A 20,413-nucleotide genomic window follows, 5' to 3' on the forward strand; every position below is an offset into this window, starting at 1 on the left:
CGGCTACGCGCACCTCGGCGTGCTCAAGGTGCTGGAAGACAACCGGATTCCGATCGACTGCATCGCGGGCACCAGCATGGGCGCCGTGGTCGGCGGCCTGTATGCGAGCGGGATGGCGGCCGGCGAGATGCAGAAGCGGCTGTCGGAGGTCAACCTCGCGGACATCGCGTTCGACGTGACGGACCGCGCGGACCTGCCGCAAACCAGCCGGGAAGACGAACGGCTGTACATCAACGGGCTAACGCTCGGCTTCGGCAAGAAAGGCGTGAAGGCGCCGGTCGGCCTCGTGCAGGGCAACCGGCTGCAGGCGCTGCTCGCGAACTGGACGGCCGCCGTGCCGACCAACCAGCCGTTCGACCGCCTGCCGATCCCGTACCGCGCGGTCGCCACCGACCTGCAGACGGGCCAGATGGTCGTGCTCGACCACGGCTCGCTGCCGCTCGCGATCCGCGCGAGCATGGCGATGCCGGGTCTGTTCGCACCGGCCGAGATCAACGGGCGCGCGCTCGTGGACGGCGGGCTCGTCAGCAACCTGCCCGTCGACACGGCGCGGCAGATGGGTGCGAACGTCGTGATCGCCGTCGACATCGGCTCGCAACTGCGCCCGCTCGACGCGCTTGCGTCGCCCGCCGACGTGATGCAGCAGATGGTGGGCATCCTGATCCGCCAGAACGTGACCGCGCAGCGCAAGCAGCTCGACACGCACGACGTGCTGCTCACGCCCGATCTCGGCGGGCTCGCGTTTACCGATTTCCAGAACGCGAAGCAGGCGATCGCCGCCGGCGCGGCCGCCGCGACCGCCGCGCTGCCGAAACTGCGGCGTTTCGCGCTCACGCCGGAGCAGTACGCCGTCTACCGGTCCGCGCACGCACAGCCGCTGCCGCCGCCGATCCGGATCACGCGCATCGACATCCAGACCAGCGGCGGCGTGCCGAAGCGGGTCGTCAGCAACGCGCTGCACGTGAAGCCCGGCGACACCTACGATCCGCAGACCGTCAGCCAGGACCTGCTCGGCCTCACGACGGGCGGCAATTTCGAGAGCGTCACGCAGCAGATCGTGAGCCACGGCGACGACAACGTGCTCGAGATCAACGCGCGCGAGAAGTACTGGGGGCCGAATTTCCTGCTGTTCGGGCTCGGCATGTCGAGCAGTTCGACCGACGAGGGCGGCTTCCGCCTGCACGTCGGCTACCGGCGGCCGTGGCTCACCGAATCGGGGCTGGAATTCCGCGCCGATACGACGATCGGCAGCGACCTGCAGTCGGCGCGCGTCGAATTCCGCCAGCCGCTGTCGATGGCGTACGGCGTCTACCTGTCGCCGTACGCGGAGTATCAGCGCCGCTACGCGAACCTGTACGACGACACCGGCGACGTGAAGATCACGCAGTACCTGATGCAGACGGCGCGCGCCGGGATCGATTTCGGCCTGCCGATCGCGCGGCTCGGCGATTTCCGGATCGGCATCGGTTACGTGACCGGGCACGGCTCGCCGACCTACAACCTGCCGTTCGACGACGGTAGCGGCCAGAACCTGCTGTGGCCGAGCTTCACGTCCCAGGCGCTGACCGCGCGCGCGCGGTTCGTCATCGATCAGCTCGACGATCCGATGTTCCCCCGCAAGGGCTACTTCGGCGAACTGCGCGTCGAACGCTCGCTGGTGTCGCGCAACGGCCGCTCGGCATCGGCATTCGACGACGGGATCAACAACGCGCCGTACACCGAGATCTACGGCAAGGCGATGATCGCGCAGCAGTTCGGGCGGCACAGCGTCAGCGCGACGATCGAGGGCGGCAAGAGCATCGGCGGCACCAACCTGATCAACGCGTTCAACTTCACGCTCGGCGGCTTCCAGCACCTGTCCGCGTATGCGGCCGACCAGCTGAACGGCAACGAGCTCGCGTACGGTCAGATCACCTACATGAACCAGTTGATGACGTTCAACGCGTCGCCGATCAAGGCGCTGTCGGTCGGCGCCAGCGCGGAAGTCGGCAACGTCTGGTCGAGCGGCCAGCAGATCGGCGGCGGTGCGCTCAAGCAGAGCTATACGTTCTTCACGAGCCTGTCGACCGCGTTCGGGCCCGTCTATATCGGCGTGGCGCTCGCCCCCGGCGGCCGCCGCAACTTCTACCTGCAGCTCGGCCGCACATACTGAGCGCGCGGCGGCGTATCGCTAGACCGGCCAGCTGATCTCGAAGCGCGCGCCGCCGAGCTCGACCGGATCGACGACCGCGATCCGGCCGTTGTGCGCGTGGAGCACCTGCCGCGTGATCGACAGGCCGAGCCCGTAGCCGCCCGTGCGGCGATCGAGGCGCACGAACGCGTCGAAGATCCGTTCGCGCTCGCTCTCCGGCACGCCGGGGCCGTCGTCCTCGACGAAGATCCCGATGTTGCCGTGCACGAGCGAGAGGCCGACAACGATATGCGATTTCGCGTACTTGCTCGCGTTGCGCAGCAGGTTGCGCATCGCGTACGACATCAGCCGCCGGTCCATCTTCACGCGCAGATCCGACGCGATCGCGATGCGCGCCTCGATCGCGCGCTCCGGATACAGCAGTTGCGCGTCGTGGATCTGGTGTTCGAACCACGCGACCGGCGCGGTCATCTCGAGGTTCGACTGCAGCGAACTGTATTCGAGCCGCGCGAACGTCAGGCTCATGTCGATCAATTCCTCGAGCTCGGTCACGTCCTGCGCGATGCTCTCGAGCGCGCCCTGGTATTCCGCCGCCGAAGCCGGTTCGCGCAGCATTTCGAGCGCGAAACGCACGCGCGCGAGCGGCGTGCGCAGCTCGTGCGAAATGCCGTTCGTCAGATCGCGCTGCGCGGCGATCAGGCGCTCCATGCGCATCGCGAGCGCATTCAGCGTGCGGGCGAGCGGGCCGATGATCACGCTGTGCGATTCGCGCGCGCGCGTGTTGAACCGCCCACCCGTGAAGTCGATCGCGCGTTCGCGCACCATCACGAGATCCGACCACACCGGCCGCATCCACCGGTACGCCGCCAGGGCGGGCGCCGCGAACACGAACGCGAGCACGATATAGATGTCGCCGGGCAGCGCGTCGAACGCATGCCACACGACCTGCGGCGACAATTCGACGCACAGCGCGAGCGCCGGCACGAGCGCGGTCAGCAGGACGAGGCCGAGCAGATGCAGATAGGTGCGCACGTAGAGGCGCGACCAGCTTGGAATGCGGTCGGCGCGCGTGTCGGTCCACGCGCGGCGGAAATGCAGCCAGCGCCATTTGACGTAGCGCAGCGTCGGCAGCGGCGGTGCATCGGGGTGCGAACGGGTTCGTCGGATCATCGCGGCTCCCGGCCTGCGGGCGCAATGCCCGCGCGGAACGTGACGGCGTCGCGCGCTGGCGGCGTCATTCCCACGCGTGCTTGCTGAATTGATAACCCTTGCTGCGGATCGTCTTGATCCGCTGCGGGTTGCTCGCGTCGTCGCGCAGCTTGCGGCGCAGCTTCGAGATGCGCCCGTCGATCGTGCGGTCGAGGCCGTCGAATTCGACGCCGCGCAGCTGCAGCATCAGGTCGTCGCGGCTGACGACTTCGCCCGCATGGCACACCAGCGCCCACAGCAGGTCGAACTCGGCCGACGTCAGGTCGGGCGTGCTGCCGTCGGGCAGGACGACAGTGCGGTCGGTACGGTCGATCGAGAACTTGCCGAACGCGTAACGCTCCGGCTGCGGCGCGGTGCCTTCGGCCGCGCGCACGGGTGCGCGGCGCAACTGGGCCTTGATCCGCGCGAGCAGGATGCGCGGCTCGACGGGCTTGTGCACGTAGTCGTCCGCGCCGAATTCGAGGCCGAGCAGTTCGTCGAACGGCTCGTCGCGCGCCGTCACCATGATGATCACGCCGTCGTATTGCTTGCGCGCCTCGCGGCAGATTTCGAAGCCGTCCTTGCCCGGCAGGTTCACGTCGAGGATGACGAGATCGGGACGAATGGACAGGATCGCCGGCACCGCGGCGTCGCCATGCAGCACAGTGTCGACCTCGTAGTCGTTCTTGCGCAGGTAGCCGGCGATCAGCGTGGACAGGCGGGTGTCGTCTTCGACGAGCAGGATACGAAAAGACATGGGCAGCGGTCGGATCATCAGGGAAGCCGCGGCGGCGCCGGCCGGTGCCGGACGCCGGCCATCGGCCGAAACGTACCGCATGATACTGCGACCGCCGCTCGCCCGTTTGGCGGTCTTGAAAATAAGGGCGCGATGTCGGTTGCGCTTGACGAATCGGCGCCGGGACGGTTCCATACGGGCTCGCCGGAATCCGGGACATGCCTCTACCCGCCTGACTTGATGAATTACCAGCCGATCCTCGAACGCATCCATACCGAACTCGCCCCCTGGATTGGCCAGGGACGGGTTGCCGACTACATTCCCGAACTCGCGAAAGTGCCTGCCGACAAGTTCGGGATGGCCGTCGTGACACTCGACGGAAACGTTTACACGGTCGGCGACGCGCACGAGCGTTTCTCGATCCAGAGTATTTCGAAGCTGTTCGCGTGCACGCTCGCGTTCCAGTTGCTCGGCGACGAACTGTGGGAACGGGTCGGCCGCGAGCCGTCTGGCAACGCGTTCAATTCGCTGGTGCAGCTCGAAAGCGAGCGCGGCAAGCCGCGCAATCCGTTCATCAACGCGGGGGCGCTGGTCGTCACCGACGTGCTGTGCCGCCGCTTCGTCAAGGCCGAAACGGCGCTGGTCGAATTCGTGCGGCGGACGATCGGCGCGAACGACATCAACTACGATTCGCGCGTCGCGCTGTCGGAGTTGCAGCACGCGGAGCGCAACCGCGCGATGGCGCATTTCATGGCGAGCTTCGGCAACATGCAGATGCCGCCCGATACGGTGATCGACGCGTATTGCCGCCAGTGCGCGATCACGATGAACTGCGTCGAGCTTGCCAGCGCCGCGCTGTTCCTTGCGAACGGCGGCGTCGCGCCGGTGACGGGCGAGCGGATCGTCGATCCGAGTTCCGCGAAACGGCTGTCGGCGTTGATGCTGACCTGCGGCACTTACGACGCGGCCGGCGATTTCGTGTATCGGGTCGGGTTGCCGGCGAAGAGTGGTGTCGGCGGGGGGATCGTCGCGGTGCTGCCGGGTGAAATGGCCGTGTGCGTGTGGGCGCCGGGGCTGGATGCGAACGGGAACTCGCTGGCGGGGACGCTGGCGCTGGAGTGGCTGACGACTTATACGGGAAGGTCGATTTTTTGAGGGGGCGGAGTCAGGCGTGCGTCACCCGGCGCAACGGCGGCAGATGAGTATCGGCCGCGATGGCCCCGCTTCGGCCGGTCGCGAAGTCGGGCATTCGGTGCTTGCGAACAGCGCGCCTCGGCCATCCACGCCGATGTATCGGAGAAGCCGGTTCGAAGCGCATGGTGTGGGCCGGCGCAGAGCGCCGGGCACGCTCCGGATCACCCCTTGCCCAGAGGGGGCCGGCCTGGAAAGCCGGCCATGTTGCTCAACTGGGCGAGTTCATTGGCGGCCTCGCGCAGCAATTCCGAATACACGTGAATCTTTTCCGCCGTCAGCCGCTTGCGCGGACCGGCCAGGCTGATGACGCCGACGCAACGCGAGCCGCTGACCACGGGTGTCGCGACCGCCGCCATTCCCGGCGCAAAGACCTCATCGATCATCGCGTAGCCGCGCACGCGCGCGGCGTGCAGGAAACCGAGCAGCGCCTTGAGCGTGGTCGGCGCGTTGGGGCCGAACTCGTTCGGCTCGCCAAAGCCCTGCTTCAGGACGAGCGCAGCCGCCTGTTCGTCGGACATCGTCATGAGCCATGCGTGTCCGGTCGATGTACATGAGAGCCGTGCCGCCTGCCCCATGTCGGGATCGTAACGAAAACCGGTGCGCTGGCCATCCGCTTTTCCCACCCAGATGATCGTCTCACCGTCCACCAGCGACAGGCGCGCCAGTTCGCCGGTGCGCGCGGCGACGCGTTCGATGATCGGCTGGGCAATATCCGCGATGCCGGTCAGGCTCAGGAACTCCAGGCCGTTCGACGTCATGCGCATGGTCAGGATGTAGCGGCTGTGATCGGCCAATTGCCGCACGTAACCACTGTCGACCAGTTCCGCGAGAACGCGATGGCACGAACTGCGCGGCATTCCCAGCGCATCCGCGATCTCGACAAGCCCCGCGCCCTCGCCTTGCGACGCGAGGAAATCGAGCACTCTCAGGCCGTTCTTGAGCGACATCGTTCGTCGACATTCCGCGATATGAAATGCAGTTCCGGTGCGGAACGCACCGCTTCCGCAGCGCAAACAATAGCACCTGTTGGTCGCGAGAAACGCGGTTACACCATACCGATAATCCAGGAGACACCATGTCAGATATCGCTGACCCGAACATCGCCGCAGGCGAAGGGTCCCCACAGGCTCACTTGATGGCCCGTCGCGCGGTGGCGGGCGCCACCGTCGGCACGGCGCTGGAATGGTTCGACTTCGCGTTGTACGGTGTGGTTGCGGCCACGATCTTTCCGAAGCTGTTCTTCCCGTCGCTCGATCCGACCGCGTCGCTGCTCGCATCGCTGGCGAGCTTCTGGGCGGGACTCGCCGCCCGTCCGCTCGGCGCGGTGATCTGCGGCATGCTCGGCGACCGCTGGGGGCGGCGCAACCTGATGCTGGTCACGGTTTCGGTGATGGGCGCGTCGTCGTTCCTGATGGGCCTGCTGCCCACGTATCAGCAAGTCGGCATTCTTGCGCCAACCTTGCTGGTTTCGCTGCGCATCATTCAGGGGTTCGCGCTCGGCGGCGAATCGACGGGCGCGCAACTGATGGCGGTCGAACACGCATCCGCGAAAAAGCGCGGGCTGTACTCGGGCCTGCTCGGCATCTGCTCGCCGCTCAGCCAGATCCTCGCCAACTTCGCCCTCTTCGCGCTGTCCGGCCTGCTTTCGGCCCAGGACTTCGAATCGTACGGATGGAGAATTCCGTTCCTCGCGAGCTTCGTGCTCGTGCTGCTGGGCATCTATATCCGCATGAAGGTCAGCGAGACGCCGGCATTCGAGGCGCTCAGGAAAAAGGGCGAAGACGCACGCGCCGCCAATCCGCTCGGCATCGTCTTCAGGTTTCACTGGCGCACCGCGCTGCGTCTGACGCTGTTCTTCTGCGGTCCGGCGGCGCTCTTCTACCTGATCGTGGTCTTCTCGCTCAGCTATCTCACGAAGAACCTCGGCGTGCCCAAGCAGACTGGCTTCATGCTGCTGATGGTGGCGAACGTCTGCGCCATCGCGGGCGCGCTGGCGGGCGGCTACCTGAGCGACAGGATCGGACGTAAAGGCGCGCTGCTGATCGGCTCGTTCTGCACGCTGGTCTGCTGCCTGATCTACTTCCCGATCCTCAATCAGCACTCGGTCGCGACGACGATGGCCGTGATGGGCGCCTTCCTCGGCTTCACGCAGTTCCAGAGCGGCATCCAGCCGGTGTGGTTCGCCGAATCCTTCCCGACGGAAGCGCGCTATACCGGCTCCGCGCTGTCCTACTCGGGCGCCAACCTGCTCACCGGCGGGCCGATGCCGATCGTCGCCGTGGCGTTGCTCAACGCCTTTCATGGTTCGCCTTGGGCCATCGTCGCGGTCTGCGGCTCGCTGAACCTGCTTTCCTTCCTCATGATCGCGACGTCGCGGGAAACCAAAGACACGGCCCTCGAACGTAGCGCTACCCACTGACGCCATGACTCGCAAACTCTACATCCTCAACGGCTCCAACCTGAACATGCTCGGCGCGCGCGAGCCGCACCTCTACGGCCATACGACGCTCAAGGACATCGAACGGAACTGCCTCGCGCTGGCCGCGGATCTCAAGTTCGATTGCGTGTTCCGCCAGACCAACAGCGAGAGCCAGTTGATCGACTGGATTCAGGAAGCCTTCCTGCAGGACGCCGCGCTCATCATCAACCCGGCCGGTTTCTCGTTCGGGCGCATTCCGGTGCTCGATGCCGTCAAGCTGGTTCGCCGGCCGGTGGTGGAAGTGCATATCACGAACATTCACCGGCGCTCCGAGGAATACCGTCATTCGACAATCTCGGTGGCCGCTACCGCCGTCATCTGCGGGGCTGGCGCGAACGGCTACTTGCTGTCGATCCGTGCGGTGGACGATCTTTGGAGCAATCAAAGTTGACCCTGATGCCCGCTCGGAGCGCTTTCGGCAAGATCTGCGCGCTGAACATCTGCTGGGTTTCAGGTTGGAACAGCCGTTCGGGAGAGGGCTTCATGGCTCGGACGAGCGGCCGAACCGGGTCTGACGGCTTGCCCAGTCGTCCAATCCGTTGCAATAGCGAAGAGCCCCGGCGAATCCGCAGGCTGCTGGTTCTTTTGAAGCGATCGATCAATACACCGAATTAGGCGTTTACGCTCGCAGAGCACAAACGCCTTTCCCGGCCGATTCCCTTAAACGGCATCAGAATCACCGGAATTCCGAGTCCCGGAATTGGCCGACGAAGCAACAGTCAGCAAGCTGCCAGCGATTTCGCGTAATCCTGCCCCTCGTGGCTCAAATCCCGCGCGACGTCGGACAAAACGCCATGGCGCTCGATCGTAGAGAAGCCGGCGTCGAGCCGGGCACGATACAGCGCGAGCATCTCCTCGATCGTGGCCCGATCGGCGTCCAACAGTTCCGCACGCTCAAAAATGTGCGTGAACGCGACCGACAAGCGCCGCATACCGAACGTCGCGTGATAGATCGCAAGCATGTCGCGGTCGTCCCGGCGTAGCGGAGACGCATACTTTACTTCGGGGCTGTCGGCCGTAGCCGACCCTGAACAGCCCGGCGCAGACGAAACTACAGGGACGGCTTCCCGGGAGCACACAGTCACGCCGGTAACGCATGACCATCCGCCGCTCTTTCAGAGCTTCGCCATTCGATCCCAAGGGGGGTCATCACCAAACGCTTCCGTGAGGTAATCGACAAAGCGGCGCACTTTAAGCGGTATGCGTCGCGCGCTCGGATAAACGGCCTGGATCGCCAACTCAGTGGCACGGTAGGCCGGCAGCAACGGCACAAGTTCGCCCCGACGCAGGTGCTCGCCGAATACGAAGGTTGGACCGTACGCGATGCCGGCGCCGGCGAGTGCGGCGGCGAGAAGCATTTGCGTGTTGTTGGCGGCGATCCGGCAAGGTCCGTCGATGACATACGCGCGGTTTCTCGCATCGAACAAGGTCCAGTCACCGGCCGACACGGCCTCGCTGAAAGCGAGGCGTGGTGCCCGCAGCAAGTCGCCAGGCTTGCGTGGCATCCCATGCCGCTCGAGGTACGCGGGTGACGCGCACACGACCATTCGACACGGCGCAAGCCGGCGTGTGACGAGTTCCGGCTCCCGCAGCCGCCCGATCCGGATCGCCACGTCAACGCCCGCATCGATGAGGTCGACATAACGGTCTCCGAGAAGCACGTCCACGTTCACTTGCGGATGGTCCTCTACATAACGGGCAAGAACGTCGCCCAAATGCATCGCGCCGAACGTGACGGGCGCCGCGACGCGCAAAACGCCGCGCGCCGTACCTTGCGAATCGCTCGCTTCCCGGTTCGCATCGTCGAATGCTTCGAGGATCTGCTTGCATCGCTCATAGTAGGCCTGGCCAGTATCGGTCAAACTCAGGCGGCGCGTGGTTCGTTGGAGCAACCGCGCATTCAGTTCGGACTCGATTGCGCTCACGTGCTTGCCGGCCATCGCCGCCGATAGCCCGAACCGCCGCGCCGCAGCAGCAAAGCTGCCTTCCTCCACTGCGGCGACGAACACCCCGAGACTCGTCAGTCGATCCATTGCGCCTCCTCAATTCGATAACACCATTATCGACTGCCGCTACTGATGCAGCAATTATCAAATACAAGACAGGGATCTAACCTCGACACAACTCATGAAGAAGGGGCATCCCAATGGAAATCGACACGAACGGCACGCGGATTCACATCAAACAGTGCGGCAGCGGAGATTTGGCGCTCGTGTTCCTGCATTACTACGGCGGCTCGTCGCGAACCTGGGACCGGGTGGCAAACCAGTTGTCCGACCGGTATCGCATCATTGCCACCGATCATCGAGGCTGGGGCGAATCCGAAGCACCCGCAGACGGCTACCGTATCGCCGATCTTGCTGCCGATGCCGAGGGCGTCATCGAATCGCTGGGATTGCCGCGCTATGTTCTCGTCGGTCACTCGATGGGCGGCAAGGTTGCGCAACTCATCGCATCACGGCGGCCGCGAGGGCTCGAAGGCCTCGTGCTCGTTGCACCGTCGCCGCCGTCGCCGATGCTTGTCTCCGACGAGCAACGCGCAACCTTGGCTGCCGCCTATCTGTCGCGCGAATCGGTCGAATTCGTCATCGACCAGGTGCTGACCGCGAAGCCGCTGGACGCCGACTGCCGCGAGCAAGTCATAGAGGACAGTCTGAAGGCCGCGCCGCAAGCGAAGGCGGCATGGCCGAACGTGGCCATGGGCGAAGACATCACCGCCGCAGTGGCGTCGATCGACGCCCCGACACTGGTCATTGCCGGAGAGCTGGACCAGGTGGATCGCGTCGCCACGCTGCAGGCCGAACTGCTGCCACGAATTCCACAGGCCGCGATGTACATCCTGCCTGGAACCGGACACCTGTCGCCGCTTGAAGCGCCGGCCGAGGTGGCGCGGGTCATTGCACATTTCGTCGCGGCGCTCGAAGACAAGTCCACCGCGTGCGGCGCACCCGACCAGGTCGCAGCTGCTTTTGACGCTGCGGTGAACGCGGACGATTTCGATGGCCGGACTCGACTCTGAACGTGACGCTACCGGATGGCCCGCGGCACGTGGAATTCGTCAGCGCGACGCGGCGCCGTCAACTGCTCCGAAGGAAAAACATCTTGACTACCCCGTCAATCGTTACGGTCCCGATCCTGCCGTTTGGCATGGTCCATTGCCACCTGATCATCGGTGAAACGGGCTGCGTCCTCGTCGACACCGGCACGCCGGGGTCGCAAGGGAAGATCGAGCGTGCCTTGAAAAAACATGGTCGCGGTTTTCGCGATGTCACCTTGATTGTCGTCACGCATGCTCATACGGATCATGCCGGATCAGCTGCCCGACTGCGTGAACTCACGGGTGCACCGATCCTTGCCCATGCGGGAGATCTGGACTACTACGAGCGGCGCGAGGAAATGACATACTACGTCGCCCATTGGTGGGGCCCCCTCTTCTTGAGCTCCGGCGTGCCTCGTGAGCCCTACCTGCCCTTCACGCCCGACATCCTGCTGCAGGACAGCGCAAGTTTCGATCTGAGCGGCCATGGAATTGACGGTCTGGCCAGGCATACCCCTGGCCACACGGCGGGCTCTGTCTCGGTTGAACTGAGCAGTGGCGACGCATTGGTCGGCGATTTGCTCGCATCGGGCGTCTTGCTCGGGGGAATCATCCGCAAGACCCACGCCATGCGCCCTCCCTTCGAGGACGACCCGAAAGCTGTCAGCGCGGAACTGATCGGCATGGTCGACGCGGGAATGCAACGCTTCTACATGGGGCACGGCGGTCCGCTGACCGCCAAGGAAGTGCGCCGACATGCTCACTCACTGCAAGTCCTTGGACCCGGACGCAGATACGGCATGAAGGCGATCGGGTGCGGCTGTTCCCGGCGCAAGCTCACGCAAATCGCCGACTAGGACTCTCGACTTCTCGAGCACCCCTTCGCAAACATCGGAAGTTGCCCGGACCACGAAACCTTCAAGCGATTCACCATGCCCCTCACTCATCCGCAATACAAGGTCGCCGTTGTTCAGGCAGCCCCGATCTGGCTCAACCTCGAAGCCGGCATCGACAAGACCATTGCCCTTATCCGAGAGGCGGCAGCGAACGGCGCAAAGCTCGTCGCCTTCCCGGAGACCTGGCTGCCTGGCTATCCGTGGCATATCTGGATGGGGGCGCATGCTTGGCAGGTAAGCCGTGGCTTCGTTCAGCGATACTTCGACAATTCGCTAAGCTACGACAGCCCGGAGGCCCTACGGCTCAGCGCCGCAGTCAGGCAGGCCGGCATCACGGCGGTCATCGGCGTTTCCGAGCGAAGCGGCGGCAGCCTCTACATGGGGCAATGGCTCATTGGCGCCGACGGCGAGACCATCGCCGTTCGCCGCAAGCTGCGCCCCACTCATGTGGAGCGTGCCGTGTTCGGCGAAGGCGATGGATCGGATCTGACCGTGTATCAGATTGAAGGCCTTGGACGTGTGGGCGCGTTGTGCTGCTGGGAGCATTTGCAGCCGCTGTCGAAGTACGCGATGTACGCGCAAAACGAGCAAGTGCACGTTGCGGCATGGCCGAGCTTTTCCAACTATGAGCCGTTTGCTCACGCACTCGGGTGGGAAGTCAACAATGCTGCGAGCAAAATCTATGCGGTCGAGGGATCGTGCTTCGTACTCGCACCCTGCGCTGTCGTAACACAAGCGATGATCGACGACCTGTGCGACACACCGGAGAAGCACGGACTCAACCACGTGGGCGGCGGTCATGCGATCATTTACGGGCCCGACGGGAACGCGCTTGTCTCCAAGCTGCCGGAAGACAGCGAGGGCATTCTGTACGCGGATATCGATCTTGCGGCCATCGTCATTTCGAAGAGCGCCGCCGATCCCGCCGGGCATTATTCCCGCCCGGACGTTACTCGCCTGATGATCAATCGAACCCGTATGAGACGGGTTGAAGCGATCACGCTACCGGTCGACAGCTCCGAGACTGGAACGGTGGCGGGCCAGGAAAACTGAGGCGTCGAACACGATATCATCGCGCGAGTGTCGACGCCCCCTGCTCGCATGGGCGGAAATTCGCCTGGTGATCCATGGAACAGGAACCTGAGGCTCGCGGCGCTACGTCTCTTCTTGGGCGAACCCGGTCATCGCAGGCACCACGGCTGCCCGCCCGCACGATGGGCGCCGGGACGGCATGCCGGGTTATCTTGCCGGAGTCCCGGCACGTTGGCGTTGTACGGGTTGGCGACTCGCACGACACGATCGATTTTCTGACACCCCCAGCGGTTACTGGAGAACATCAAGCATGCATCCGGACAACGCACCAGCAATCGTCACGACAGCCTGCACGAACGCCGACGCCTCCGCATCGATTCCCGCGATCGTCCCGTCCCGCACCGCACTGCTCGTCATGCATTACCAGACCGACATCCTCGGCCTCTTTCCGTCGGTCGCGTCCGAACTGCTCGCCAACACGCGCCGATTGTGCGACGCGGCGCGGGCTGCCGGCGTCGGCGTCTGGTTCGCGAATCTCCGCTTCCGCCCCGGCTATCCGGAAGTCAGCCCGCGCAACAAGAACGGTCAGGGCATCAAGCAGCTTGGCCTGTTCATCAACGACGACGTCTGCCCGGAATTGGGCCGGCAGGCCGACGAACCGCTGATCGTCGCGCACCGCGCCAGCGTGTTCTTCGGCACGGATCTGCAGGCTCGGCTGGCCGCGCGAGGAATCGACTCGCTGATCCTGGTCGGCATCGCGTCGACCGGCGTGATGCTGTCGTCGATCGCCCATGCGAGCGACGCGGATTTCCGCCTCTATACCGTCAAGGACTGCTGCTACGACCCGGACCCGGTGGTTCACGAGCATCTGTTCGCCACCGCGTTCGAATCGCGCACGACGGTGCTGTCGCTCGCCGACGCGTTGCACCTGCTCGCGTAACAAACCGGCGCCTCACCGGGAACCGCCCGCCGCAGGCCGGCTCACCGGGCCGTTCCGATCCCCGCCAGAATGAGGTCGATGCCGACCGGAAATTGCGCGTGCGCTGCGCCGTGACCGGCGGCGACGTGCGCGATCCCGCCCGCGTCGCGCCGTGCCCCGTTACCTGGCGATAAACACGCCCGACGTCGGGCACGTGCCCTGCGTGTTGCCGTCGGTCACGAGCGACGCCGCGCTCGGGAACTGCGCGGCCGCATTCGTCTTGACCGCGATCCAGGCTTCGGTGAAGTAGCTCACGCCGTTCGTCTTCGTGCACTTCAGCGACACCGCGCTGCGCGTGTTGCTGCCGAACGCGCCCTCGAACGCCGACAGCAGCTGGTTACGCGTCACCGTCTTGCCCGCGTTCGCCTGCAGGAAGGCGTTGAACGACGTGTTGCCGAGCCGGCTGATCATCCCCGACGCCTGGTTCCAGTACGCGTCGGGCGTCGCCGAGTTCGAGCAGGTGCCGTGCTTGAACCATTCGTGCTTGTCGAGACACGACGCGACGCCCGGCATGTACGTCGACAGCGTGTTGCGGGTCGCGCTGCCGATCGGATAGGCGTCCATGCTGCACCACTGGTGCGCGTTGTCGAGGTCGATGTCGTTCTGCGACACGCCGCAGTAGAACGGCTGGTTGCCGTCATAGCGGTTCGGCCAGAGCCCATGCAGCGACAGGCTCGTCGCCGCATACGAGCCGGCGAGGTTCGTGCATTCCGGCGTATCGTGCGACGCGCAGAAGCCGGGCTCCCACGAGGCGGCGAGCAACAGGTAGTCGTAGCTGGTCTGCGCGGCGGCGTGCAGTGAAACGGAAGCGACGGCGAGGGCGGCAGCGGCGCGGGCGAGCGTCTTGAGCATGGCGTGTTTCCTCGGAAAAGGCATGCGGTCGCGGGATGCGCCGCAAGGTTGTCGAATGTCTGCCCACGATTGTTGCTGTCGCAACGTGGCACGAATGTGAAGGTGGACGAAAGAACTCGCGGGTCGCCGCCCACCCTGTTACAAACGGTACCGGTACCACCCGTTGCCTTCCGCCACGGGCGGCACCCGCGTACCCTGTCGCCACCCTCACCCTGCTATGGAGCATCGCGATGGTAACCACCACACGGTTCGGCAAGCCCTATTGCGTCGAGATCGGCAACGGGCGCAGCGTCGTGCGTGCGGACACGCACAAGGAAGGCCAAGGCGACGACGCAGGCATGCGGCCGCACGAGCTGCTCGAAAGCGCGCTCGCGGCGTGCGTCTGCATGTCGATCGACCTGGCCGCGCAACGCGCGGGCGTGACACTGCCCGCCTGCACGGCGGACGTGACCGTTGACCGCCTCGACCACGAAACGGGTTTCGATATCGCACTGCGCTTCGCGGCGCCGCTGTCGCCCGCACAGCAGACGCTCGTGCGCGACGCGGTGCGGACTTCTCCGGTCGCCCGGACGCTCGGCAAGCCGATACGGGTCAGGCCGGCCACGATCGCGAGCGGTTGACCGTCCCGGCATGCGCCGAACGCGGCACTATCGATGCCGGCACATCGACGGCGGCACGGCTCGCACCTGTGGCATCCGGGCGCTCACGACCCGGTGCCGAGCTGCGTGCACGCGCGGGCGGACGCTTCGGGGCCCTCGAGCGCGAGAATCTGCCACACACCGATACTGACGCGCTGGCGCGCGGCCGTCGACGCGTCGGCCAGCAACGCCTCGACACGCGGCGCGGCATCGGGCGCCTTCTGCCGCAGCGCCGCGTGATGCCGCGCGCGGGACGCCGGCTCGGATTCGTACACGTCGCAAAGACGCACCATGCCGGCGAGCCCGGCCACGTCGTCGTCCTTGTCGATCGCGCCGGGTTCGACGGGCGCGAGACCCTTGCGTTCCTCCGGCGGCAGCTTGTTGCGGGCGCCTTCGTCGATCGCCGTGGCGGACGCCGGCGGCAGGCCGCCGATCGCCGCGACGATCCGGCTGCCCGCGGCGATCATGTCGCCCTGGCACGCGATCTTCTCGGCGGCCGCGACGTTCGAGCAGAACGACACCGACGTCCGGTACACGTCGTTGCTCATGCGCGGCACTTCGTCCGAACTCGCCTGCGCGAAACCGGCGCCGGCCAGCACGAGCGCAGCGGGAATCAGGATGCGTAAAGCTCTCGTCGCGTTCATTGTTGTCGTCTGTGGGTCGTGATGGCGGGCACACTCGCCGGGTCGCGCGGTGGCGACCCAAGTGACGCCGGGCCCTCGTCCGGCGCCACGCGTTTCACTTCATCGACGCCGCCTCCGATCGGCCAGGCGACAGCGCCGCGCTGTCCTGCTCGCGCCACGCGCGGCGCGACGCCATGATCGCATTCACCGCCGAGCGCGCGACCTTCCACCACGCGAACGGCCGCGGATCGGCGAGCATGCTGAGCGCGCGCGCATAGTCAAGCGTGAGGCCGGGCGTCCACGCCATCGTCACCGCACGCTTGCGGATCTGCGCGGCCACCCACAGCTCCGGCGTCAGCAGCAGCCGCACGAACGCGCCCCACCCGGCCCGCGTCCCCTTCAGTCGCCACACCGCGCCGTCGAGCGCGGCTTCGAGCGCATTCGATACCGTGCTCGAGCAGTTGCGGTGCGTGAGGTTGTACGTGACGTTCTGCCGATACGACGACCAGAAGGCTTCGAGCTTCGCCGGATCGTAGTTGCGGATGCGTACGCGCACGGTCGACGGGCACCACGCTTTCGACTCCGTCGCATAGTCGGGCTGGAACAGGCCCGGCACGTCGTTCTCGCGCGTCGCGCGCAGGATGCGCGTGAATTCGTCCGGAGAACGATCGATTTCGACGCCCGGGTACAGGCTGATGTAGATGCCTTCGGGCGACTCCAGCGCCGCGTGCCCGGTCGAGATCACGCCGTTGACGTCCACCGCCGCGATGTAGCGGTCGATCACGGGATAACGCTGCGCTTCGGCCTTCGACGTGCCGGTCGGCGTCCACACGTGCACGGTGAGCGCGTGCTCGCCGTCGGCCGGCGGGCCGTCCCATTCGGCTTGCGCGAACCGCGGCTGCTCGCGCGCATCGTCGAGATCGGGTACGAGCGCCGGCGCGGGCGACGTCGCGAACGCGGGATTGCGCGTCAGGCGCCGCACGCGCGCGGCGAGGCTCAGCATGTGCATTCCGCCGAACATCAGCAGCAGGCCGAGGCAGTACGGCACGGTGCCGACGTAATGCGTCGGGTACGGCTGGAAGAAGAAGACCGCCAGCAGGATCTCGACGATGCCCCACGCGAAGGCGACATTCCAGCGCCGGTAGCGCACCATCCACGCGGACGTGCACTGCAGCAGCCCGTCGACGAGGAACAGCGTGCCGAAGATCATCGACAGCAGGAAGTGGCCGTGGTGATGGCCGGCGAACACGAGCCCCGCGGCCACGACCACCACGATACCCTTCACGTAGCGCAGGATGCGCTGCCCGCCGACGCCGCTGCCGGCCATGGCGAGCGTCGCGAGCCCCTCGATCAGGAACAGCCACGCGAACAGCTCGATCGGGAAATGCAGCGCGCCGTCGAGCGCGTCGACGAAGATCCCGACGCCTGCCGCGACCCACACCCAGCCGAGCACGGTCAGCCCGCGCCAGCGGGTTCGCAGATATTCGATGCCCAGCAGCAGCAATACCAGTCGTACCATCGCGCCCTCGTGTCATTTTTCGGGATACGCGCGGCCTCGCGTGCCCTGTCATGTCGACCACGCGCCGTGCGACGCGGCGGCCGAAAGTCGGTCATCGTTGCCGGCGCGTCGTGCCGTCGACATCACCGACGGCGGCCGGCATGCGCCGCTCTCGCCGAATAATAAGATATGGCGGAGCCGGTTGAAAGCATGGCGAAAACGTTTTCGGCGGGGCACGAAGCGATCCGGGCGCCCGCTGCCATGACAGATTTCCCTTCGACAACCTGCCGCCGATACGCGAGAATCGCGCTTCCGAGGGCGCAAGCCACTGAACCGAACCGCACAGACGGGACAACAACAAATGAGCACATCGATCACGCGCCGGCGCCTGCTGGCCGCCGCCATGGCCGCGAGCAGCCTGGCGCTGTCAGGCTGTTTCACGCCGAAGCTGTACAAGGACGACGCATACAGCGAGTACGTCACCAGTTTCATGATCACCCAGGACGGCAAGAAGCTGGTCGTCCTCGGCACGCGCTACCATTACATCTTCGATCTGCCGGCCCAATTGCGGCCGGTGCTGCTGTCCGGCTACCGGAAGTCGCTGCATACGACGTTTGCCGACTTTCACGCGAGCGGCGGCGGCATCACCGGCCACTACCGGATCGTGTTGCCGAAGGACGCGTCGGACGACGATCGGCAGGCTGCCCGTGCCGACGGCTTCACCGCCGCGCCGGCCGGTCTCGTGCTCGAAGGCGATATCGGCGGCAAGCGCTATTCGACGGAAGGTTTCGCCGAGCAGGACAAGGGCGCCGCGCAAGCGTTCAACGAGCAGTACCGGGTGTACATCCGGGAATCGCCGTCCGTCGTCGGCATGGGCCTGCGGATCCTCGCCACGCCGATCACGGTGGCCGCCGACGGCGTGCTCGTGCTGGGCGGCATCGTGCTCGTGCCGTTCGCGGCCATCGCGATCCAGGCAAACGGCGGCATCCGGATCATGTAACGGCGTGCGCGGTACGCGCCGCCACGGGAGCATCGTCATGACCGCCTCACCGCTTCACACGCCGCCGCTCGGCCCGCAACTCAAGCGCTGGCGCGCGCTGCACCGCGTCAAGCAAAGCCATGCGGCCGAACTGTTCGGCGTCGCGCAATCGACGATCTCGCGCTGGGAAGCCGGCCGCCAGCAGATGTCGCCCGACGAGCGCGCGACGGCCGAACGGCTGCTCGCCGCGCGTCTCGATTCCGCCGGCGACCACGCGCTCGCGCGGCTGATTGCGGGCAGCGCGGGCCGCCTGCATCTCGTGTGCGACCTCACGCATCGGCTGCTCGCCTGTTCACCGGCGCGCGCGGCCGAGTTCTCGCAGCCGCTTTCGATGCTGCTCGGCACGTCGCTGTGGCGCTATGCGACGCCGGAAATCGTCCGCATGGAGGCCGCGCTCGATCCGCTCGGCTGGCACGATCGCGCGGGGCCGCCGAGCGTCGAGTTCGACACGGGCGCAAACGCATCGCGCGTCGTGCCGATCCGCGGCAGCCAGTGCCGGTGGACGCGCATGACGCTGTCGGACGGCTCGGCCGCGCGACTCGTCGAGACGCTTTAGCGCGCGCCGCGCATATTTCATGCGTGGACGAACCGCGATCGGGCGGCGTACGCTGGACGCCTCATCGCAAGGACGCCGACCATGAACCCCGATACGATCCGCGCACGGCTCGATTTCCTGCGCGAAGCCGAACGCCTGAAGGACGTGCTGCGTAGCGGCCATACGTCGAACGGCCGCCCCGAAAGCACGGCCGAGCACAGCTGGCGGCTGTGCCTGATGGCGCTCGTGTTCGCCGATGCGCTGCCCGGCATCGACATGCTGAAGCTGCTGAAGCTGTGCATCGTCCACGATCTCGGCGAGGCGCTGCACGGTGACATCCCCGCGATCGAGCAGGCCGCGCATCCCGACAAGAGTGCGCACGAACGCGATGACCTGCTGACACTGGCCGGGTCGCTCGACAATGCACAGCGCGACGCGATCGTCGCGCTGTGGGACGAATACGAAGCGGCCGCATCGCCGGAAGCGCGCGCGGCGAAGGCGCTCGACAAGCTCGAAACGATCCTGCAGCACAACCAGGGCAGCAATCCGCCCGATTTCGACTACGCGTTCAATCTCGGCTACGGCCGGCGCTACACCGACGCCGCGCCGCTGTTCAGCGCGATCCGCGAGATCGTCGATGCCGACACGCAGCGCAGGATCGACGCGGGCAGGCAGCACGCGTAAGCTCGCGGGTTCGGGCGCACCGCACCGCGTGCCCCGCTCGCACGAGGCGCGCCGCATGACGCAGAACATCTACGACGACCCGGCCTTCTTCGAAGGTTACAGCCGCCTGAACCGCTCGATTCACGGGCTCGACGGCGCGCCCGAATGGCCCGCGCTACGCGCGCTGTTGCCGGATCTGCGCGGCCGCCACGTGCTCGATCTCGGTTGCGGCTACGGCTGGTTCAGCCGCTGGGCGGCCGATCAGGGCGCGGCCGGCGTGCTCGGCGTCGACGTGTCCGAACGCATGCTCGAACGAGCGAACTCGACCGCCGCGCATCCGGCCATCACGTACCGCCGCGCCGACCTCGAAACGCTCGTACTGCCGGACGCCGCATTCGATCTCGCCTACAGCTCGCTCGCGTTCCACTACATTGCGCACCTCGACACGCTGCTGCGCACGATCCACCGCGCGCTCGTGCCGGGCGGGCGGCTCGTGTTTTCGATCGAGCATCCGGTCTATACGGCGCCGCGCCGGCCCGGCTTCGTCATCGACGCGCAGGGTAACCGCACCTGGCCGCTCGACGGCTACCAGCGTGAAGGCGAACGCGTGACCGACTGGCTCGCGCCGGGCGTCGTCAAGCAGCACCGCACGCTCGGCACGCTCGTGAACCTGCTGATCGGCTGCGGCTTCACGCTCGCGCATCTCGGCGAATGGGGGCCGACGCCCGAGCAGGTCGACGCGATGCCCGCGCTCGACGAGGAGCGCGACCGCCCAATGATGGCCATCGTCGCTGCACATCGGTAGCGCGAACGTCGGGTCGTTCACACATCGCCACAATCACGCGGCCTGGCCCCCTTGCGACACGGCGCTCGCACAATTCAGCACAATTTCC

At 66.0% G+C, this 20,413-nt stretch carries 21 protein-coding genes; 13 read left to right on the forward strand and 8 right to left on the reverse strand.

From position 1 onward, the window contains the following. Positions 1-2,152, forward strand: a 2,152-nt coding sequence (locus G3N62_RS20390; RefSeq protein WP_206141288.1) for a patatin-like phospholipase family protein, incomplete at its 5' end; no start/stop codon positions are given. Between the two features lie 18 nt (positions 2,153-2,170). Here G3N62_RS20390 and G3N62_RS20395 read toward each other — a convergent pair. Continuing rightward, positions 2,171-3,301: an ATP-binding protein gene (locus tag G3N62_RS20395; protein ID WP_034189329.1), complete on the reverse strand. Its 1,131-nt coding sequence runs from the start codon at positions 3,299-3,301 to the stop codon at positions 2,171-2,173. 64 nt (positions 3,302-3,365) lie between these two features. After that, complete coding sequence (locus G3N62_RS20400; RefSeq protein WP_034189512.1) at positions 3,366-4,076, reverse strand: response regulator; 711 nt, start codon at positions 4,074-4,076, stop codon at positions 3,366-3,368. A 219-nt stretch (positions 4,077-4,295) separates the two neighbouring features. Here G3N62_RS20400 and G3N62_RS20405 point away from each other — a divergent pair, with 219 nt between their 5' ends. Continuing rightward, positions 4,296-5,210 carry a glutaminase gene (locus G3N62_RS20405; protein ID WP_059556833.1) on the forward strand — a complete coding sequence of 305 codons (915 nt, stop codon included), beginning with the start codon at positions 4,296-4,298 and terminating at the stop codon, positions 5,208-5,210. Positions 5,211-5,410: 200 nt separating this feature from the next. Here the strand turns inward: G3N62_RS20405 and G3N62_RS20410 are convergent, their stop codons facing one another. Next, entirely contained in the window at positions 5,411-6,196 is a 786-nt protein-coding gene (locus G3N62_RS20410) for an IclR family transcriptional regulator (protein WP_124669672.1), read from the reverse strand. Positions 6,197-6,384: 188 nt separating this feature from the next. Here G3N62_RS20410 and G3N62_RS20415 point away from each other — a divergent pair, with 188 nt between their 5' ends. Beyond that, positions 6,385-7,668, forward strand: coding sequence for an MFS transporter (locus tag G3N62_RS20415; protein WP_124669678.1), 1,284 nt, complete (start codon positions 6,385-6,387; stop codon positions 7,666-7,668). 4 nt (positions 7,669-7,672) lie between these two features. Beyond that, positions 7,673-8,119 (forward strand): type II 3-dehydroquinate dehydratase, encoded by a 447-nt coding sequence (locus G3N62_RS20420; RefSeq protein ID WP_049028320.1) that lies wholly within the window; start codon positions 7,673-7,675, stop codon positions 8,117-8,119. Positions 8,120-8,447: 328 nt separating this feature from the next. Here the strand turns inward: G3N62_RS20420 and G3N62_RS20425 are convergent, their stop codons facing one another. Further along, the gene (locus G3N62_RS20425; protein ID WP_233622687.1) at positions 8,448-8,690 is read right to left on the reverse strand and encodes a hypothetical protein; all 243 of its coding nucleotides are present in this window, start codon (positions 8,688-8,690) and stop codon (positions 8,448-8,450) included. A gap of 153 nt (positions 8,691-8,843) precedes the next feature. Beyond that, positions 8,844-9,761 (reverse strand): LysR family transcriptional regulator, encoded by a 918-nt coding sequence (locus G3N62_RS20430; protein ID WP_034189323.1) that lies wholly within the window; start codon positions 9,759-9,761, stop codon positions 8,844-8,846. Between the two features lie 113 nt (positions 9,762-9,874). Between G3N62_RS20430 and G3N62_RS20435 the strand changes: the two genes are divergently transcribed. The 4 genes from G3N62_RS20435 (at position 9,875) to G3N62_RS20450 (ending at position 13,633) form a co-directional block, all read left to right on the forward strand. Then, positions 9,875-10,747, forward strand: coding sequence for an alpha/beta hydrolase (locus G3N62_RS20435; protein ID WP_124669671.1), 873 nt, complete (start codon positions 9,875-9,877; stop codon positions 10,745-10,747). An 83-nt stretch (positions 10,748-10,830) separates the two neighbouring features. Continuing rightward, positions 10,831-11,622, forward strand: a complete 792-nt coding sequence (locus tag G3N62_RS20440; protein ID WP_124669670.1) for an MBL fold metallo-hydrolase — start codon at positions 10,831-10,833, stop codon at positions 11,620-11,622. 75 nt (positions 11,623-11,697) lie between these two features. Further along, on the forward strand, positions 11,698-12,714 hold the full coding sequence (locus G3N62_RS20445) for a carbon-nitrogen hydrolase family protein (RefSeq protein WP_034189322.1): 1,017 nt from the start codon (positions 11,698-11,700) through the stop codon (positions 12,712-12,714). A 289-nt stretch (positions 12,715-13,003) separates the two neighbouring features. After that, on the forward strand, positions 13,004-13,633 hold the full coding sequence (locus tag G3N62_RS20450; RefSeq protein WP_034189321.1) for an isochorismatase family cysteine hydrolase: 630 nt from the start codon (positions 13,004-13,006) through the stop codon (positions 13,631-13,633). Between the two features lie 159 nt (positions 13,634-13,792). Here the strand turns inward: G3N62_RS20450 and G3N62_RS20455 are convergent, their stop codons facing one another. Continuing rightward, positions 13,793-14,524 (reverse strand): ribonuclease T2, encoded by a 732-nt coding sequence (locus G3N62_RS20455; protein ID WP_124669669.1) that lies wholly within the window; start codon positions 14,522-14,524, stop codon positions 13,793-13,795. A gap of 230 nt (positions 14,525-14,754) precedes the next feature. Between G3N62_RS20455 and G3N62_RS20460 the strand changes: the two genes are divergently transcribed. Further along, positions 14,755-15,144, forward strand: a complete 390-nt coding sequence (locus tag G3N62_RS20460) for an OsmC family protein (RefSeq protein WP_124669668.1) — start codon at positions 14,755-14,757, stop codon at positions 15,142-15,144. 83 nt (positions 15,145-15,227) lie between these two features. On the opposite strand, the gene G3N62_RS20465 is transcribed toward G3N62_RS20460, so the two are convergent. Both G3N62_RS20465 and G3N62_RS20470 read right to left on the reverse strand, forming a co-directional pair. Beyond that, positions 15,228-15,806, reverse strand: a complete 579-nt coding sequence (locus G3N62_RS20465; RefSeq protein ID WP_124669667.1) for a hypothetical protein — start codon at positions 15,804-15,806, stop codon at positions 15,228-15,230. Between the two features lie 94 nt (positions 15,807-15,900). Beyond that, complete coding sequence (locus G3N62_RS20470) at positions 15,901-17,304, reverse strand: membrane protein (protein WP_034189317.1); 1,404 nt, start codon at positions 17,302-17,304, stop codon at positions 15,901-15,903. Positions 17,305-17,644: 340 nt separating this feature from the next. Between G3N62_RS20470 and G3N62_RS20475 the strand changes: the two genes are divergently transcribed. The 4 genes from G3N62_RS20475 (at position 17,645) to G3N62_RS20490 (ending at position 20,325) form a co-directional block, all read left to right on the forward strand. Continuing rightward, complete coding sequence (locus G3N62_RS20475) at positions 17,645-18,283, forward strand: hypothetical protein (RefSeq protein ID WP_034189316.1); 639 nt, start codon at positions 17,645-17,647, stop codon at positions 18,281-18,283. 37 nt (positions 18,284-18,320) lie between these two features. Then, positions 18,321-18,878: a helix-turn-helix transcriptional regulator gene (locus tag G3N62_RS20480; protein WP_124669666.1), complete on the forward strand. Its 558-nt coding sequence runs from the start codon at positions 18,321-18,323 to the stop codon at positions 18,876-18,878. Between the two features lie 81 nt (positions 18,879-18,959). Then, positions 18,960-19,541 carry an HD domain-containing protein gene (locus G3N62_RS20485; RefSeq protein WP_124669665.1) on the forward strand — a complete coding sequence of 194 codons (582 nt, stop codon included), beginning with the start codon at positions 18,960-18,962 and terminating at the stop codon, positions 19,539-19,541. Between the two features lie 55 nt (positions 19,542-19,596). Next, entirely contained in the window at positions 19,597-20,325 is a 729-nt protein-coding gene (locus G3N62_RS20490) for a class I SAM-dependent methyltransferase (protein WP_049028328.1), read from the forward strand. Positions 20,326-20,413: the final 88 nt, after the last annotated feature.

Source organism: Burkholderia sp. Tr-20355 (assembly GCF_017104685.1).
In the GTDB taxonomy this organism is placed as follows: Bacteria; Pseudomonadota; Gammaproteobacteria; order Burkholderiales; family Burkholderiaceae; genus Burkholderia; species Burkholderia seminalis.

What these genes read in the sequence shown, in the direction of transcription:
- G3N62_RS20395 (WP_034189329.1), bottom strand. Translation starts at nt 3,301, where the DNA reads ATGATCCGACGAACCCGTTCGCACCCCGATGCACCGCCGCTGCCGACG.
- G3N62_RS20400 (WP_034189512.1), bottom strand. Translation starts at nt 4,076, where the DNA reads ATGTCTTTTCGTATCCTGCTCGTCGAAGACGACACCCGCCTGTCCACG.
- G3N62_RS20405 (WP_059556833.1), top strand. Translation starts at nt 4,296, where the DNA reads ATGAATTACCAGCCGATCCTCGAACGCATCCATACCGAACTCGCCCCC.
- G3N62_RS20410 (WP_124669672.1), bottom strand. Translation starts at nt 6,196, where the DNA reads ATGTCGCTCAAGAACGGCCTGAGAGTGCTCGATTTCCTCGCGTCGCAA.
- G3N62_RS20415 (WP_124669678.1), top strand. Translation starts at nt 6,385, where the DNA reads ATGGCCCGTCGCGCGGTGGCGGGCGCCACCGTCGGCACGGCGCTGGAA.
- G3N62_RS20420 (WP_049028320.1), top strand. Translation starts at nt 7,673, where the DNA reads ATGACTCGCAAACTCTACATCCTCAACGGCTCCAACCTGAACATGCTC.
- G3N62_RS20425 (WP_233622687.1), bottom strand. Translation starts at nt 8,690, where the DNA reads ATGCTTGCGATCTATCACGCGACGTTCGGTATGCGGCGCTTGTCGGTC.
- G3N62_RS20430 (WP_034189323.1), bottom strand. Translation starts at nt 9,761, where the DNA reads ATGGATCGACTGACGAGTCTCGGGGTGTTCGTCGCCGCAGTGGAGGAA.
- G3N62_RS20435 (WP_124669671.1), top strand. Translation starts at nt 9,875, where the DNA reads ATGGAAATCGACACGAACGGCACGCGGATTCACATCAAACAGTGCGGC.
- G3N62_RS20445 (WP_034189322.1), top strand. Translation starts at nt 11,698, where the DNA reads ATGCCCCTCACTCATCCGCAATACAAGGTCGCCGTTGTTCAGGCAGCC.
- G3N62_RS20450 (WP_034189321.1), top strand. Translation starts at nt 13,004, where the DNA reads ATGCATCCGGACAACGCACCAGCAATCGTCACGACAGCCTGCACGAAC.
- G3N62_RS20455 (WP_124669669.1), bottom strand. Translation starts at nt 14,524, where the DNA reads ATGCTCAAGACGCTCGCCCGCGCCGCTGCCGCCCTCGCCGTCGCTTCC.
- G3N62_RS20460 (WP_124669668.1), top strand. Translation starts at nt 14,755, where the DNA reads ATGGTAACCACCACACGGTTCGGCAAGCCCTATTGCGTCGAGATCGGC.
- G3N62_RS20465 (WP_124669667.1), bottom strand. Translation starts at nt 15,806, where the DNA reads ATGAACGCGACGAGAGCTTTACGCATCCTGATTCCCGCTGCGCTCGTG.
- G3N62_RS20470 (WP_034189317.1), bottom strand. Translation starts at nt 17,304, where the DNA reads ATGGTACGACTGGTATTGCTGCTGCTGGGCATCGAATATCTGCGAACC.
- G3N62_RS20475 (WP_034189316.1), top strand. Translation starts at nt 17,645, where the DNA reads ATGAGCACATCGATCACGCGCCGGCGCCTGCTGGCCGCCGCCATGGCC.
- G3N62_RS20480 (WP_124669666.1), top strand. Translation starts at nt 18,321, where the DNA reads ATGACCGCCTCACCGCTTCACACGCCGCCGCTCGGCCCGCAACTCAAG.
- G3N62_RS20485 (WP_124669665.1), top strand. Translation starts at nt 18,960, where the DNA reads ATGAACCCCGATACGATCCGCGCACGGCTCGATTTCCTGCGCGAAGCC.
- G3N62_RS20490 (WP_049028328.1), top strand. Translation starts at nt 19,597, where the DNA reads ATGACGCAGAACATCTACGACGACCCGGCCTTCTTCGAAGGTTACAGC.